This window comes from Streptomyces otsuchiensis (genome assembly GCF_004305975.1).
GTDB classification, from domain to species: Bacteria; Actinomycetota; Actinomycetes; order Streptomycetales; family Streptomycetaceae; genus Streptomyces; species Streptomyces otsuchiensis.
In genome coordinates this window covers 1-226 of the sequence record NZ_BHZI01000690.1, presented here as the reverse complement: position 1 = coordinate 226, position 226 = coordinate 1, and the positions used below count along the sequence as shown (strand labels likewise).

Sequence of the window (226 nt, the reverse complement as noted above, 5' to 3'; positions counted from 1 at the left end):
CACCACCCGCAAGACCTGGGACGAGTACAACCGTCCCCTCACCGTCACCGACCCCCTCGGCCGCACCACCCGCTACCAATGGGACGACGACGGCAACCTCACCTGCCTCACCCGCCCGGATGACCACCGGGTCACCGCCGAGTACAACGACTACGGCCAGCCCACCCTCATCCGCCAACCCGACGGCACGGTCTGGCACCACGCCTACGACACCGCAGGCAACCGC

At 69.0% G+C, this 226-nt stretch carries 1 protein-coding gene; it reads left to right on the top strand.

Annotated elements, in window-relative coordinates; all coding sequences use genetic code 11:
• A partial coding sequence (locus E0D90_RS26360) for an RHS repeat domain-containing protein (RefSeq protein ID WP_130800377.1) occupies nucleotides 1-226 on the top strand: 226 nt, incomplete at both ends.